This is a genomic window from Pseudomonadota bacterium, from assembly GCA_027624955.1.
Lineage (GTDB): Bacteria > Pseudomonadota > Alphaproteobacteria > UBA828 > UBA828 > PTKB01.
In genome coordinates this window covers 66,918-81,286 of sequence record JAQBTG010000008.1, presented here as the reverse complement: position 1 = coordinate 81,286, position 14,369 = coordinate 66,918, and the positions used below count along the sequence as shown (strand labels likewise).

Genomic DNA, 14,369 nt, shown 5'->3' with positions numbered 1-14,369 from the left:
GAGTCTCGGTGCGCCATGGTGCCGCCCATGAACAATGAGAAAACCGAAATGGGAGATGAAAGCGGGCGCCTTCTGGTTGGCGACTGCTGCCGGGAAATGTCGCGACTAGAGGCAAACTCGGTCGACCTGATCTTTGCCGATCCGCCCTACAATCTTCAGCTCGGCGGCGAGTTGCTGCGCCCTAACAATAGCCGCGTCGATGGCGTCGACGACGCGTGGGACAAATTCGAGAACTTTGCGGCCTATGACCAGTTTACGCGCAACTGGCTGCTGGAAGCGCGCCGCGTACTTAAGGGCACGGGCACGCTCTGGGTAATCGGCAGCTATCACAATATTCACCGCATTGGCACGGCACTCCAGGATATCGGCTTCTGGCTGCTCAACGACGTGATATGGCGCAAGACCAATCCGATGCCGAATTTTCGCGGGCGGCGCTTCACCAACGCGCAGGAAACGCTGATCTGGTGCGCAAAAAGCGCTGAGGACAAAGGCTACACATTCAATTACGACGCCATGAAATCGCTCAACGAAGATATCCAGATGCGGAGCGACTGGCTGCTGCCGCTATGCACCGGGGCCGAACGGCTGAAACGCGATGGCCGCAAGGCGCATCCGACGCAAAAACCCGAAGCACTTTTGCACCGGGTTATTCTCGCTGCCAGCAAACCGGGTGATGTCGTGCTCGATCCGTTCCTCGGCTCCGGCACCACTGCCGCCGCCGCAAAGCGTCTTGGACGGCGCTGGATCGGAATCGAACGCAGCGCCGAATATGCCGAGATTGCTCTGCAGCGGATCGCCAGTGTAACGCCGGTCGCCGACACCGACCTCGAAACCATGCGGGCCAAGCGCAGTCAACCGCGGGTGCCGTTCGGAAATTTACTTGAGCGCGGCCTGATCGCACCGGGCGAGACGCTGTACGACCGCCTGAAGCGTGTCAAAGCGCAGGTACGCGCCGACGGCAGCCTAGCGCACGGCCCGCTCACCGGTTCGATCCATCGGATCGGCGCTCTGGCCCAAGGTGCCGAGGCATGTAATGGCTGGACCTATTGGTATATCGCTGATGAAAACGGCGCCCTCACCTCTATCGACCGCCTGCGCGACCAAATCCGCGAAGAGATGAATTAGCCGCTACTTTGCGCGTGGCGAATTACTTTTCGGCTGAGCGTGGATAGCGCCTGATCGGCGAATTGCTCCGGCGCGCACCAAATGCCCTCGACGGCCGTGCGGCCATCTGCTTTGCCGGCGTAAACGGTGATCTCAAGTCGAAAATGCGTGAAGCCGTGGGCAACCATGCCGGGCAGCGCGCGCCAACGCGCCTCGACCGGTGCTTCGCGCCGGGCCGAGCGCGGCTGCCACGGGGTTTCGCACCAAGCGCTTGTCGGCACCTCCATTAGGCCCCCCAGCAGGCCGTTTTCGGGCCGTCGGCGAAGCAGGATTCGACCGTCGCCGCGCACCGTCCAAAAGGCCATGCCGTGGCGAAGCGGGCGCTCGGGCCTCGGTGTTTTGCGCGGCAGTATCTCTTGAACACCTGCGCCAAAGGCGCGGCAAGCGCGCTGCCACGGACAAAGGGCGCAAGCCGGTTTCCTCGGCGTGCAGATCGTCGCGCCGAGATCCATGATCGCCTGGGCATAGTCGCCTGGTCGTTTGGCGGGTGTGATCTCCGCTGCGAGCCGGCGCAATTCCTTCTTGGCCGCCGGCAACGGCGCTTCAACCTGGCGAAGGCGCGCGATCACCCGTTCGACGTTGCCGTCCAGTATGGTGGCGGGACGCTCAAAGGCGATCGCCGCGATTGCCGCCGCCGAATACGGGCCAATTCCCGGCAACTTCAAAAGCGCCGCTTCCTCCTGTGGAAACTTACCGCCATGATTCTGCACGATCTGCTGCGCGCAGCGCAGCATGTTCCTCGCCCGGGCGTAGTAGCCGAGACCCTGCCATGCGTGCAGTACATCGTCCATCGGCGCGGCAGCGAGGTCGAGAAGGCGCGGCCAGCGGCCGAGGAATCTTTCGAAATAAGGCCCGACCGTGGTGACTGTCGTTTGCTGCAACATGATCTCGCTGAGCCACACGCGATAGGGATCGGGGCGCACGCCAAGCGGCGCCCGCCACGGCAAATCCCGGCCTTGAACGCCGTACCAGGCAAGCAATTCCGCCGCCAGGGCCGCTGGTTTCAACGCGCCGCGCCCAATTGACGGCGCGCCAACGATGGGCTCAACAGTAAAATCATTGTGGATTCCAAAATAATCCTCTGGGCGCTTATAGTATGCCAATGACACGCCCGTCGCGTCCCGTGGCTTCCGCCCTACACAAGGTAACGGAGAAAATTTACCGCAAGCGCGGCTTCGCGTCCGCGGGCGTGCTCGACAATTGGCCGGCCATTGTCGGCGAGAACTTGGCGCGCCATTCGATGCCCGAACGTCTTGGCGGCGACGGGACATTGCGTCTGCGCGTTGACGGACCGCTGGCCACCGAGCTCAAGCATCTGGAGCCGCAGATTCTAGAGCGTATCGCCAGTTATTTCGGTTATCGCGCGGTAAATCGGCTGAGCCTGATTCAGGGGCCGCTCGAAAAGCCTCCGGTGGAAAAATCCAAGCCGGCGCGCGTCCTCGACTCGGATTCGGCGAAAACACTCGCTGATACCATTCATGGGACCCAGAACGCAGAAGTTAAGCAGGCTCTCGCACGCCTCGGCGCGGCTGTGCTGAGCCAGCCGGACGATACCTAACCCATTGAATTCACGGCGCTCAGAGGTCAGGCGTGCGTCCCAGGGCAGATCGACCATGCGGCCTCCACGCTTGAGACAGCGTGAGCGCCACTTTATACTGGGGCGTTCGGCCTAATTGAGGTTTGCCATGATCACCAGACGATTCTTGATAGCAGGGATGGCCGGTTTTACCGGTACTGTGGCGGCGGCGCCCCTGCTGCATTTGGCGTCCTTGCCGGCAGCAGCGAGCAGTTGGGAGAAAGCCGGCGACATGGCCATCGGCGCGCCTGAGGCGCCGATCTCGGTCATCGAATATTTTTCGCTTACTTGCCCGCATTGTCGCGATTTTCATACCGAGACGTTTCCGCGTTTGAAGACTGAATATGTCGACACCGGCAAGGTGCGGTTTATCGCCAGGGATTATCCGCTAAATCGGCCCGCTTTAGACGCCGCCATTCTCGCCCACTGTGCCGGACCAGAGCGCTATTTTGCCTTCATCGAGACACTGTTTAATACATTCGATAATTGGACTCGGGCAGCCAACTACCTCAACGCACTCGGCCAGATCGGCCAATTGGGCGGCATCAGCGAAGCGCAGTTCCAGGACTGCCTTGACGACCAGACTCTTGAGACCAAGATATTCAGTTCCATTCTCGAAGCTCAGGAGAGTTACGATATAAAGTCCACGCCTTCCTTCGTCATCAATGGTCAAAAGCATGAGGGCGGCATGCGCTTTGAGGCCTTCGCCAAGACTCTCGACCGCTACCTGCCCGAATCCTAGCAGGCAGCACATGTTCATTTTTTTCCACTGAGCGGAACGCCTAGCCGGTGCATTTTACCAAGCTCAAATTGGTCGGCTTCAAGTCCTTCATCGAAACCAACGAACTGGTAATCGGGCCTGGTACCACGGGCATCGTTGGACCGAATGGCTGCGGTAAGTCGAACCTGGTCGATGCGTTACGTTGGGTGATGGGCGAAACTGCGCCGAGCCAAATGCGTGGCACCGCCATGGAAGATGTCATCTTCAACGGCACCGACTCGCGCGCTGCGCGCAATTTCGCTGAGGTCGCGTTGCTGGTCGACAATGCCGAACGTACCGCGCCCGCTGCCTTCAACGAAGACGAAGAAATCGAGGTGACGCGGCGCATCGAACGTGGCATGGGCTCGGCTTATAGCGTCAACGGGCGGGAGTTGCGGGCACGTGACGTACAATATTTGTTCGCGGATTTCGCCAGCGGCGCACATTCCTCCGCGCTCGTGGGCCAGGGGCGTATCAGCGACATCATCAATGCCAAGCCGACGCAACGGCGCGGTATTCTCGAGGAAGCCGCGGGCATCAGCGGCCTACACGCGCGACGTCACGAGGCGGAATTGCGCTTGCGCGCGGCCGAGACCAATTTGGAACGCCTCCAGGATGTCGTCGGCGCCCTAGATACTCAGCTTCACGCACTCAAACGTCAGGCGCGCCAGGCCAGCCGCTATCGCCGTATTGCGGAAAACCTGCGCAGCGCTGAGGCGCTGCTGCTGCACATCCGTTGGAGCGCCGAACAGCAGGCGTTGGAAGCGCGGGCAGCGGAGCTAAACGGTGAAACGGAGCGCGTTGCGGAATTGACCGGCCTCGTCGCTGCGGCGACCAGCGCACAAAATAGAGCATCAGAAGCGCTCCCTGGATTGCGGCAGCAGGAAGCGGCCCAGGCCGCCGCTCTCCATCGCCTCGCCGTGGCGCGCGACCGTTTGGATGAAGAAGAACGCCAAGCTGGCGAACAGCGACGAGAAATCGAAACCAGATTAGCCCAAATTGCAGCGGATTTGACGCGCGAAAGAACCCTTGCGGAAGATGCTGAAAATGCCGTCTCGAGGGCCGATGAACAGCGCAAAGAGCTGTTGCGGGCGAGCGACGATTCTGCAGACGCAGAGCGAAATGCAAAAACCGCGCACGTCGCGTCGAGCGCCGCAGTGGCGGCACTCGAGGAACGCCTGACGCAGCGCACAGAAGAAGTCGCCGCTGACGAGGCGCGCCGCGCAAATCTCCAGCGCCGCTTGGAAGAACTCGACGCCCGGCAGCAAACATGCGCGACGCGAAAAATCGAGGTCGAGGGTGAGCTTGCCGAACTCGGGAAACGCAGCTCTCATCAGAACGTCATCGCCGCAACCGAAGACAGCGTTGCCAAAGCGCGCACGGCCGCAGCTGAGGCGCGTCAAGCGCTTGGCGCTGCCGAGGCTGCCCGCGAGACGGCAGTGGCAGATGAGTTGACGTCGCGAGATACGCTGCAGACGGACGATGCCAAACTTTCTCGCCTTCATGCCGAGGCGGCGGCGCTCACTGAATTACTCGGCCATGGCGAGGCTCGCCATGGCCCCGGAATCGTCGATTCGCTTGACGTCGAGCCCGGCTACGAGGCCGCGCTCGGGGCCGCGCTTGGCGATGATTTGGAAGCACCGGAAAACGGTGAAGCGGCCATCCACTGGACGTCTTTGGCGCCGCTCGATGAAAATCCGACGCTTCCGGATAACGTTAAACCGCTTGCTGATTTCGTCCGGGGGCCCGCCGCCCTCGCCCGCCGATTGGCGCAGGTGGGCGTTGTCGAAAGCGGCGGCGCGGAATTGCAGAAAGCGCTTCGGCTTGGCCAGCGCTTGGTTGCCAAAGATGGCGCGATGTGGCGTTGGGACGGCTTTACCGTGAACGCCGGTGCGCCCACCGCTGCGGCAAGCCGCCTCAAACAGCGAAACCGCTTGGTCGAGCTGGAAAAGGAATTGCTGGCAGCGGATCAGATCCGGCAAGAGGCCGAGAAGAACTTCCAAGCAGCGCGGGATTTCCTCCAGGAGGCGGTAAAACAGGCGACATCGGCGCGGAACAATTCAGAAAGCGCGGAAGAAGCCCTCAATCAGGCGCGCGACCGTTTGGCTGAATTGATCGGCAAGGCCGTGGCGGAAAATTCACGCCTGACAGCGCTCGCTGAAGCGGCAGAACGCCTTGGCGATGAATTGATTGAGACAACGCGTGCCGCCGACGAGACTAGAGAAGCCCTTAGCGGCGCCGCATCGTCTGAAGACGGGCGAGCGGAAATCGCGCGCTTACGTGAGGAAATGGCACAGTTGCGGGCAACTCACGAGGAACACTCCCGTGCACATCACCGCCTCGCTAGCGAGGCTGCCCAGCGCGTGCACCGAAAGGACGAACTGGACCGCGAAGTAACAGGCTGGAGTGAACGGGTAACGGGCGCTCGACAAAGGCTTTTAGAACTCGCTACACGACGCGACGAAGCTGACCGGCAACTCGAAGCGCTGGCCGACCGACCAGATGAAATCACACGTCGCCGCTCCGGCTTATTGGAGCAAATCGCTACCTTAGAGGGCGAGCGCAACACCGCTGCCGAGGCGCTTGGCCATGGCGAGAATGAGCTAGCGCAGCGCGATGGCGCGCTCAAAGAGGCCGAGCGGACTCTCGCGTCAGCCCGCGAGGAGCGCGTGCGCATTGAGGGTCTGCTGGAACAGGCTAGGCAGGCGATGAATATGGTGGTCTCACAAATCAGCGAGCGCCTGTCTTGTCAGCCGGAAGAGGCGTTGGCGCTTGCCCAAGTAACCAACGAAGAAAATTTGCCCGAAGCCGATGAAGTGGAAGCGCGCATTCAGCGCCTCACGCGTGAGCGTGAAAACATTGGCGCGGTAAATCTGCGCGCTGAGGAAGAGGCAACGGAACTTGATGAGCAGATTACCACATTGATCAACGAACGGGCCGATTTGGAAGCCGCCATCGCACGCCTTCGCCAAGGTATTTCGAGCCTCAACCGAGACGGCCGCCAACGCGTCACTGCGGCCTTCAAGCGCATCGATAACCATTTTCGCGAGCTCTTCACCCGCCTTTATGGCGGCGGCCACGCCTATCTCGAATTGATTGAATCTGACGATCCCCTGGAAGCAGGCCTTGAAATCATGGCCAGCCCGCCGGGCAAACGGCTGCAATCCCTGACCCTGCTATCGGGCGGCGAAAAGGCACTGACTGCTCTCGCCCTGCTGTTCGCGGTCTTTCTCACCAACCCGGCGCCGATCTGCGTTCTCGATGAGGTCGATGCGCCGCTCGACGACAGCAATGTCGATCGATTTTGCACGTTGGTGTCGGAATTAGCGGAAAAGAGCGGCACCCGTTTCTTGGTTGTGACCCATCATCGAACGACGATGTCGCGGATGGATCGGCTGTACGGCGTGACCATGGTAGAGCGCGGCGTGTCGCAGCTTGTTTCCGTCGATTTGACGCAGGCCGAACAGTGGCGCGAAAGCGCCTAACCAGGCACTGATAAATTATCATTTTGTTCAAATATATCAATTTGTTACCCGCTTTTTGGAAGTGGTTGACAGGCTCGGGGGCAAACACTATGGTTCACCCGCTTTTTCGATTGCGGGCTCGTGCATGGGTGGAGTTCGAAGGCTGGTTTTCATGAGCGATGACAAACCACCGCCTTCGCTTGAAGAACTCGATTCGCGTCTCAAGAAAATCCAGGGAGAGCGGCAGCGTCCAGAAGGGTTGGGTATGCCGCCAACCCGGACGGGACAGTCCCTGCATCTTGGAATCGAAATGGCGGCGACGTTGATGGTTGGGGCCGGCATTGGCTGGTTTCTCGATCGTTGGCTAGGTACGACACCATGGCTGTTGATCATATTCATGTTTCTGGGTATTGGAGCGGGATTGAGCAACGCCTTTAGATTGGCGAGAAGATACACCGCGGAAGTGACGCGGCGCGAACAAGACACTGGCGGCAAGCCGCCACGAAAAGACGAATAGGGGAGCGGCAAGCCCGTGGCATCGGCAGAAAACGCGGAACATCACGGTCCGCTCGATCAATTTACGATCCAGCGTTACGTTGAAATTGACCTCGGTGGATTTGACGCTTCGTTCACCAACTCATCCTTGATGATGGTGGTGGCGGTGGTCGTTATTTTCCTGCTCACGACATTGGGCATGGGGCGCGGGCGCCTGGTGCCTGGACGTCTGCAGTCGGTCGTCGAAATGCTTTATGAGATGGTCGCCGGCATGCTGGGCGACATCGTTGGCGGACGCTCTGCCAAGAAATTCTTTCCGTTTGTGTTTAGTCTTTTCACCTTCCTTCTGCTCGGCAATCTGCTCGGCCTAATCCCCTACAGTTTCACGTTTACCAGCCACATCATCGTCACCCTTACCTTTGCGCTCGTGGTCTTTGTTGGCGTGACAATTCTCGCGATCATCATTCACAAGCACAAATTTCTGACCTTCTTCCTGCCTCCGGGCGTGCCGATGTGGATGGCACCGCTCTTGGTACCGATTGAGATCGTCTCTTATATCGCCCGGCCCATCAGCCTTGCGGTCCGCCTGTTCGCCAACATGATGGCGGGGCATAGCATTTTGCATGTGTTCGGCGGCTTCGTCTTCGCACTTGGATTTTTCGGATTTTTGCCTTTCGCTTTCATCATCGCGCTTTACGGACTGGAAATTCTCGTCGCCGTTCTGCAAGCCTATGTGTTCGCGATCCTGACCTGCCTCTATATCCGCGATGCAATATTTCTGCATCACGAGTAACCACCGACAACTTACACGTCGCTTACAAAACACAATCAAGGGAACGAAATCATGGACGCTGAATCAGCAAAACTTCTCGGACAGCTCATCGGCGGCGGCTTGGCCACCATCGGTGTGGCGGGCTCCGGCGTGGGCATCGGAATTATTTTCGGCAATTATGTTTCGGCTGCCGGCCGCAACCCGGCCGCCGCGCCTAAGTTGTTCGGCAACGTGCTGCTCGGATTTGCGCTGACAGAAGCCATCGCGCTGTTCGCGCTCGTGATGGCCTTCATTATCCTGTTCGGCAGCTGAGGCCGCTTGATTCCCGGCGCCGGCGGGCAAGCTCCGCCGGACCGGTGACTCATACGGAGAGGTAATATGCCACAGCTTGAAATCCCTGATTATGCGCCGCAGATCTTTTGGCTGATCGTAACCTTCGTTGTTCTCCTCATTCTCATGTGGAGTCTGGCATTGCCGCGCATTGGCCGTGTCCTGGAACAGCGCCAAAAGCATATCTCGGATGATTTGGAACAGGCCGAGAAATTCAAGCGAGACTCAGAAGACGCGATCAAGTCTTATGAGGCATCGCTTGCTGAGGCACGCTCCAAATCGCATCAATTGCTGGCGGAAACCCAAGCCCAGCTTGACGAGCAGGCGAGCGCACAGCGCGCCCGCTTAGATGCTGAATTGGCGACTAAGCAGGCCGAGGCTGAGCGCCGTATCCGAGAGGCTCGCCAGCAGGCACTTTCGAGCGTGCGCCAGGTGGCGGCGGAAGTAGCGCGTGCGGCGACGCACCGCCTGATCGGCGTGGAGCCGAGCCAGGCCGACGCCGACGCCGCGATCGACGGAAAGGCCTGAAGCCATGGGCAAGCTCAAACGCATGGCCCGGGTGCCGGAGAATTGGCTGCTGGTTGGTGTCTTTGCCTTCGTGATCGCCGGTTACTCGATCACCGAAGACGCAAATTTCTGGATCTTAATCGCCTTTGCCACATTCGCCGGCGTATTCGGGCGCAAGGCATGGGCTGCAATCAAGAAAACGTTGGACGGACGGCGCGACAAAATTCAAGCAGAATTGGACGAGGCTCAACGCCTGCGAGAAGAAGCGCAAAGTTTGCTGGCGGAGTATGAGCGCAAGCGTCGCGAGGCCGAGGACGAAGCCAAGCAAATGGTCGAGCATGCCAAAGTAGAGGCAGAGCGTCATGCCAATAGCGCCAAGCAGGCGCTTGAGGAGACCATGCGCCGGCGTGAGGAAGCAGCGATGCAACGCATCCAGCAGGCCGAAACTGACGCCCTCCGCGAGGTGCGGGAAACCGCCGCCAGCTTAGCCGTCGCGGCCACCGCGCAGTTGATTCGCGAAAACCTCGACGAGGCCCGAGCCGACGCCATGATCGAGCGCTCAATCGTGGAAATGAGCGAAAAACTGCACTAATCCGAGAGACGGATAACAAATAAAAAAGCCCCGTCTGAGCGATCCGGCGGGGCTTTTTTATGCCCTATCTCAATAGGCGTTGGCGATCGGCAGCTCCTCAGACGGAAACAACGTGATGACGCGGCAGCCGTCATTGGTCACCACGACCTCTTCCTCGATGCGTGCGCCCGAGAATCCGTCACTTGCCGGGCAATAGGTTTCGAGCGCAAATACCATGCCTTCCTTGATCTCCATTGGATTGTCGAGCGACACCAGGCGGCTGATGATCGGCCGTTCATGCAAGAACAGGCCAAGGCCGTGGCCGAATTGCAGGCCGAAACATTCCATTTCATTGGCAAATCCAAGCGTCTCAGCGGTCGGCCAACATGACGCAACCTGGTCCGTGCCCACTCCGGGCCGGATCAAGGCGATGGACGCATCGAGCCATTGCCGCGCTTGCTTGTAAGCGTCGCGCTGCGAATCGCTCGCGCGGCCAACATTGATGGTGCGGTAGTAGCAGGTCCGGTAGCCCATATAAGATTGAATGACATCAAAGAAGGCTTGGTCCCCCGGGCGGAACAGGCGGTCGGTGAAATTGTGCGGATGCGGATTGCAGCGCTCACCCGAGACCGCGTTGATCGCCTCGACGTGATCAGAACCCATCTCGTAAAGCCGCTTCGTCGCGCTGGCGACGATATCTGCTTCACGTATTCCGGGTTTCAACTCTTCAAAGATCTGATGATAGACGCCATCGACCATGGCGGCTGCCTGGTTCAACAGCACGATCTCGTCGATGTTCTTGATCTCACGCGCATTCAACATGGTTTGCTGCGCGTCGCGCACTTCCAGGCCAACCGCCTGCAACTCAAAAAATAGCGGTGGCTCGATGATGTCGACACCAAGCGGCATATCCGCCACGCCATGTTCGATCATGATCGCTTTGATTTCCTCCGCAGCACGGCGCATCAGGCCCGCTTCCACCGGCACCGCACCTCTCAGCCCGAGCATCCCGGCGTGGCAGCAGCCGGGATCAAGCCACGGCATATGTATCCGGTGATGGGTCGCAGCCGAGCCGAAATCCCAAATATGTGGATCGCCATTGCCGGTCAACAACGCATAGCGGCTCATCTTGTCGCGCGACCATTCGCCAATGACCGTGCCACTGATATAGCGAATATTGTTGGCGTCGAGGCAAAGAATGGCGCCGAGATCCGATTCCGCGAGCGCCTGCTTGGAACGGGCTAGGCGGTAATTGTGCAGACGGCGGAAATTCACCCGCTCTTCGAAATCAACGGCGCTATGGCCAGGTGCAGGAATCGCACGGTTCCAATTAAATCCGGGATCTATATCCTCGGCCTTAATAACCGTGGGTTCGGCATATGGAATTTTCATCGCCAATTCATCCTTGCAGCTGACTTACACAAAACTATCACCAGCCGGCGTTAGTCCGGCGTGGCACTCAGCATGGTAAAAAATTCAAGCACGACCTCACCATCGAGAAGCTCATCGGTCCGACTGAGCAGCGGGACTAAATGGGGCTTGGTAAGATGAGCGTCCAAGTCTTTTTTAGAATGCCAGTTCTCGTAAAACATGAAGCGGCGAGGGTCTTCAGTGCTGCGGTGAAGATGGTAATTGATGCAGCCCGCCTCCTGGCGCGTCGGCCCGACCAACGACAAGAGCGTGTCCACAAGCTCCTGCTCCTTGCCGGGTTTGGCCTGCAAATGGGCGACCAGAGTCACTCTTTCGGACATGTTCCGTTCTCCTCAAGCGGCCCGGCTCACTGCCCTCTATCCGAGGGTGGTCTGGCCAATGCCAGGATTATTCATTCCGCAGCGTTTTGGTACGTCTCAATCGGTGGGCAGGCGCAAATTAGATTGCGGTCGCCATGAACCTGATCGATACGCCCAACCGGCGGCCAATATTTTCCCTCGCGCAAGGAATCGACGGGAAAGGCTGCCTCCTCCCGGCTATAGGCATGCGGCCAATCGTTGGCAACAACCTCTTCCAGTGTATGCGGCGCGCCACTTAGCGGATTATCCGCCAACGTCCATTCCCCGTTCTCGATCCGCTTGATCTCACCGCGAATAGAAATCATGGCTTCCACGAAACGGTCCAGCTCGGCGCGAGGCTCGCTTTCGGTTGGTTCGATCATCAGGGTGCCGGCCACCGGGAATGACATGGTGGGTGCGTGAAAGCCGTAATCCATCAGGCGTTTGGCAACATCATCAACGCTTACGCCAGTGCTTTCCTTGAGCGGCCGGAGGTCGATGATGCATTCATGCGCGACCCAACCGTTTTCTCCGCGGTACAACACGGGATAGTGGGGGCTCAGCCTACGCGCAATGTAGTTCGCGCTGAGGATGGCGGTCTGGGTTGCTTTCTTCAGGCCGGCACCGCCCATCATGGCGATATAGGCCCACGAGATCGGCAGGATACCAGCCGAGCCCCAGGGCGCTGCGGATACCGGACCAGAAACGGGTGAGACAGCCAGCGGATGGCTGGGCAGATGTGGCGCCAAATGCGCGCGCACTCCGATTGGCCCGACGCCGGGTCCACCGCCGCCATGAGGAATGCAAAATGTTTTGTGCAAGTTCATATGCGCGACGTCGGGGCCGAAAGCGCCCGGCAGACTGACGCCCAAAAGCGCATTCAAATTGGCACCGTCGAGATAAACCTGCCCGCCTGCGGCGTGAATTATCTCGCAAATATCCACGATCGCCGCCTCGAAGACGCCATGCGTAGAAGGGTATGTCACCATCAGGGCGGCCAAGCGCTCGCGATGTTCCGCCGCCTTGGCGCTGAGGTCGGCGACATCGACATTGCCGCTTTCATCGCAGGCGACGACCACCACTTTGAGGCCGGCCATGACCGCACTCGCTGGGTTGGTGCCATGCGCTGAACTGGGAATGAGGCAAATATCCCGTTCGCCCTCGCCGTTGGCCGCGTGGAAATCTCGAATTGCCAGAAGACCGGCATATTCTCCCTGGCTGCCAGCGTTGGGCTGAAGCGATACGGCGGCAAACCCGGTCACTTCACATAACATGCGTTCCAGACCCTCGATCATTTCGATGTAGCCAGGTACCTGATCAAGCGGCGCGAACGGATGAATTCGACCAAAGCCCGGCCAGGTAACCGGAATCATCTCCGCCGTCGCGTTCAGTTTCATGGTGCACGAACCGAGCGGAATCATGGAATGATTGAGTGTGATGTCTTTGCCTTCGAGACGATGCAAATAACGCAACATCTCGGTTTCGGAGTGATGGGTGTTGAATTGGGGATGGGCGAGAATCTCGGATTGGCGGCGAAATTCCTCAGGCACGCCGCCGCCACTCGTTGACTCCAAATCCGCGACGCCGAACCCGGGCGCACCATTCGGCGAAAAGATCTCAAACAGCGCATTAACGTCCTCCGGAAGCGTCGTCTCGTCGAGCGAAATTCCAAGCCTGTCGCCACCGATGCGACGGAAATTGATGCCCGCTTCGGCGGCTCGCGCCAACACGGCCTCCGCCTGACCCGGAAGATCCAGCGTCAGCGTGTCGAACCAGCTTTTGTTGGCAACGGAAATGCCAAGGCGGCTGAGGCCCGATGCTAAAATGGATGTCAAGCGATGCACCCGCGCTGCGATGATGCCAAGCCCTTTGGGACCGTGATAAACCGCGTACATTGCCGCTATGACGGCAAGCAAAACCTGCGCCGTGCAGATGTTGCTGGTGGCCTTCTCTCGGCGGATATGTTGCTCGCGGGTTTGCAGCGCAAGACGCAGCGCCGGCCGACCGCTCTTGTCCACGGATAGGCCGACGATGCGGCCTGGCAAGGATCGGCGATATTTCTCATGGGTGGCAAAAAATGCCGCGTGCGGCCCGCCAAATCCCATCGGCACGCCAAACCGCTGAGCGCTGCCAACGACGATGTCGGCGCCGAATTCACTCGGCGGGGTGAGACACACGAGACTGAGGAGATCGGCCGCGACCGTCACCAGCATGCCCTTTTCATGCGCAGTTTCGATGAACGCCCTATAGTCGTTGATCGCCCCTCCGCTCGCAGGATATTGCAAGAGAGCGCCGAAAAAGGCGCCGTGCTCAAACGCCGTTCGGTGATCGCCGACGATAATCTCAATGCCGGCTGAGCGGGCGCGCGTCCGTAAAACAGCGATGGTCTGAGGGTGGCAATCTTCGGAAACGAAATACGCCTGGCCACTTCCCTTCGTGATCGCCCGGCTCATATGGAGGGCCTCGGCGGCGGCTGTCGCTTCGTCCAACAGCGACGCATTGGCGCAGTCCATGCCCGTCAAATCCATGACCATGGTCTGGAAAATCAACAGCGCCTCGAGGCGGCCTTGGCTGATTTCCGGCTGATACGGCGTATAGGCGGTGTACCAACCGGGGTTCTCCAGAAGATTGCGCAAGATAACTGGCGGCGTGAAGGTATCGTAATACCCCATACCGATCATCGATTTGGCGACCACATTGCGCCGCGCCAAGCCCGCGAGCTCCGCGAGCACATCTTGCTCCGTGCGGGAACCAGCAAGGGTGCTGGGAAATTCACCGCGGATGGCCCGCGGCACCGCTTGATCGGTCAATGCATCTAGAGAATCGAGCCCAAGACCATCCAACATATCGGCGATATCTGCTTCGCTGGGGCCGATGTGGCGATGAACGAAAGCATCCTTCGCTTCTAAGGTGGCTAAGTCCGGCGTGCCATCTGTCATCTTTCGTTCCCTCGGTATCTCT

Annotated in this window: 13 protein-coding genes; 9 read left to right on the top strand and 4 right to left on the bottom strand. The window is 59.3% G+C overall.

Annotated elements, in window-relative coordinates; genetic code table 11:
- Nucleotides 1-27: 27 nt before the first annotated feature.
- Nucleotides 28-1,125: a site-specific DNA-methyltransferase gene (locus O3A94_04950; GenBank protein ID MDA1355601.1), complete on the top strand. Its 1,098-nt coding sequence runs from the start codon at nucleotides 28-30 to the stop codon at nucleotides 1,123-1,125.
- Here O3A94_04950 and mutY read toward each other — a convergent pair.
- Nucleotides 1,122-2,267 (bottom strand): A/G-specific adenine glycosylase, encoded by a 1,146-nt coding sequence (gene mutY / locus O3A94_04945; GenBank protein ID MDA1355600.1) that lies wholly within the window; start codon nucleotides 2,265-2,267, stop codon nucleotides 1,122-1,124. The genes O3A94_04950 and mutY overlap by 4 nt on opposite strands.
- Between mutY and O3A94_04940 the strand changes: the two genes are divergently transcribed.
- The 8 genes from O3A94_04940 (at nucleotide 2,261) to O3A94_04905 (ending at nucleotide 9,660) form a co-directional block, all read left to right on the top strand.
- Nucleotides 2,261-2,722 carry a DciA family protein gene (locus tag O3A94_04940; GenBank protein MDA1355599.1) on the top strand — a complete coding sequence of 154 codons (462 nt, stop codon included), beginning with the start codon at nucleotides 2,261-2,263 and terminating at the stop codon, nucleotides 2,720-2,722. The two genes, mutY and O3A94_04940, sit on opposite strands and share 7 nt — an antisense overlap.
- A 127-nt stretch (nucleotides 2,723-2,849) precedes the next feature.
- Nucleotides 2,850-3,482 (top strand): DsbA family protein, encoded by a 633-nt coding sequence (locus tag O3A94_04935; protein ID MDA1355598.1) that lies wholly within the window; start codon nucleotides 2,850-2,852, stop codon nucleotides 3,480-3,482.
- A 47-nt stretch (nucleotides 3,483-3,529) separates the two neighbouring features.
- Nucleotides 3,530-6,985 (top strand): chromosome segregation protein SMC, encoded by a 3,456-nt coding sequence (smc, locus tag O3A94_04930; protein ID MDA1355597.1) that lies wholly within the window; start codon nucleotides 3,530-3,532, stop codon nucleotides 6,983-6,985.
- 151 nt (nucleotides 6,986-7,136) lie between these two features.
- Nucleotides 7,137-7,481 (top strand): AtpZ/AtpI family protein, encoded by a 345-nt coding sequence (locus O3A94_04925; GenBank protein MDA1355596.1) that lies wholly within the window; start codon nucleotides 7,137-7,139, stop codon nucleotides 7,479-7,481.
- 15 nt (nucleotides 7,482-7,496) lie between these two features.
- Nucleotides 7,497-8,252: a F0F1 ATP synthase subunit A gene (locus O3A94_04920; protein ID MDA1355595.1), complete on the top strand. Its 756-nt coding sequence runs from the start codon at nucleotides 7,497-7,499 to the stop codon at nucleotides 8,250-8,252.
- A gap of 51 nt (nucleotides 8,253-8,303) precedes the next feature.
- The gene (locus O3A94_04915; protein MDA1355594.1) at nucleotides 8,304-8,543 is read left to right on the top strand and encodes an ATP synthase subunit C family protein; all 240 of its coding nucleotides are present in this window, start codon (nucleotides 8,304-8,306) and stop codon (nucleotides 8,541-8,543) included.
- A gap of 66 nt (nucleotides 8,544-8,609) precedes the next feature.
- Nucleotides 8,610-9,089, top strand: a complete 480-nt coding sequence (locus O3A94_04910; GenBank protein ID MDA1355593.1) for a F0F1 ATP synthase subunit B' — start codon at nucleotides 8,610-8,612, stop codon at nucleotides 9,087-9,089.
- Between the two features lie 4 nt (nucleotides 9,090-9,093).
- Nucleotides 9,094-9,660, top strand: coding sequence for a F0F1 ATP synthase subunit B (locus O3A94_04905; GenBank protein ID MDA1355592.1), 567 nt, complete (start codon nucleotides 9,094-9,096; stop codon nucleotides 9,658-9,660).
- A 69-nt stretch (nucleotides 9,661-9,729) separates the two neighbouring features.
- Here O3A94_04905 and O3A94_04900 read toward each other — a convergent pair whose 3' ends face one another.
- From O3A94_04900 to gcvP, 3 genes are all read right to left on the bottom strand, one after another.
- Nucleotides 9,730-11,031, bottom strand: a complete 1,302-nt coding sequence (locus O3A94_04900) for a M24 family metallopeptidase (GenBank protein MDA1355591.1) — start codon at nucleotides 11,029-11,031, stop codon at nucleotides 9,730-9,732.
- 50 nt (nucleotides 11,032-11,081) lie between these two features.
- Complete coding sequence (locus O3A94_04895; GenBank protein ID MDA1355590.1) at nucleotides 11,082-11,390, bottom strand: putative quinol monooxygenase; 309 nt, start codon at nucleotides 11,388-11,390, stop codon at nucleotides 11,082-11,084.
- Between the two features lie 71 nt (nucleotides 11,391-11,461).
- On the bottom strand, nucleotides 11,462-14,347 hold the full coding sequence (gene gcvP, locus O3A94_04890) for an aminomethyl-transferring glycine dehydrogenase (protein ID MDA1355589.1): 2,886 nt from the start codon (nucleotides 14,345-14,347) through the stop codon (nucleotides 11,462-11,464).
- Nucleotides 14,348-14,369: the final 22 nt, after the last annotated feature.

What these genes read in the sequence shown, in the direction of transcription:
- O3A94_04950 (MDA1355601.1), top strand. Translation starts at nt 28, where the DNA reads ATGAACAATGAGAAAACCGAAATGGGAGATGAAAGCGGGCGCCTTCTG.
- O3A94_04940 (MDA1355599.1), top strand. Translation starts at nt 2,261, where the DNA reads ATGCCAATGACACGCCCGTCGCGTCCCGTGGCTTCCGCCCTACACAAG.
- O3A94_04935 (MDA1355598.1), top strand. Translation starts at nt 2,850, where the DNA reads ATGATCACCAGACGATTCTTGATAGCAGGGATGGCCGGTTTTACCGGT.
- O3A94_04925 (MDA1355596.1), top strand. Translation starts at nt 7,137, where the DNA reads ATGAGCGATGACAAACCACCGCCTTCGCTTGAAGAACTCGATTCGCGT.
- O3A94_04915 (MDA1355594.1), top strand. Translation starts at nt 8,304, where the DNA reads ATGGACGCTGAATCAGCAAAACTTCTCGGACAGCTCATCGGCGGCGGC.
- O3A94_04910 (MDA1355593.1), top strand. Translation starts at nt 8,610, where the DNA reads ATGCCACAGCTTGAAATCCCTGATTATGCGCCGCAGATCTTTTGGCTG.
- O3A94_04905 (MDA1355592.1), top strand. Translation starts at nt 9,094, where the DNA reads ATGGGCAAGCTCAAACGCATGGCCCGGGTGCCGGAGAATTGGCTGCTG.
- O3A94_04900 (MDA1355591.1), bottom strand. Translation starts at nt 11,031, where the DNA reads ATGAAAATTCCATATGCCGAACCCACGGTTATTAAGGCCGAGGATATA.
- O3A94_04895 (MDA1355590.1), bottom strand. Translation starts at nt 11,390, where the DNA reads ATGTCCGAAAGAGTGACTCTGGTCGCCCATTTGCAGGCCAAACCCGGC.
- gcvP (MDA1355589.1), bottom strand. Translation starts at nt 14,347, where the DNA reads ATGACAGATGGCACGCCGGACTTAGCCACCTTAGAAGCGAAGGATGCT.